This is a genomic window from Oceanobacillus alkalisoli (genome assembly GCF_022213125.1).
In the GTDB taxonomy this organism is placed as follows: domain Bacteria; phylum Bacillota; class Bacilli; order Bacillales; family Amphibacillaceae; genus Oceanobacillus; species Oceanobacillus alkalisoli.
This window is the reverse complement of record NZ_JAKNRA010000063.1, coordinates 1-255: the sequence shown is the minus strand read 5'-3', so window position 1 is coordinate 255 and position 255 is coordinate 1. Positions and strand designations below refer to the sequence as shown.

Genomic DNA, 255 nt, shown 5'->3' with positions numbered 1-255 from the left:
GGCGATGGACAACAGGTTGATATTCCTGTACCACCTCATGATCGTTATGAGCGATGGGGGAACGCAGAAGGATAAGGAATGCGCACGGATGGAAGTGTGCGCCCAAGCAGTGAGAAAGTCAGATAGGCAAATCCGTCTGGCAATTTCAAGCTGTGATGGGGAGGGAAATTGAGTACCGAAGTTCCTGATTTCACACTGCCGAGAAAAGCCTCTAGCCAGATCACAGGTGCCCGTACCGCAAACCGACACAGGTAG

The 255-nt window shown here is 51.8% G+C and carries 1 rRNA gene; it reads left to right on the top strand.

What is annotated here, in order from left to right:
* Positions 1-255, top strand: a 23S ribosomal RNA gene (locus tag L3V42_RS18145); the annotation flags it as partial.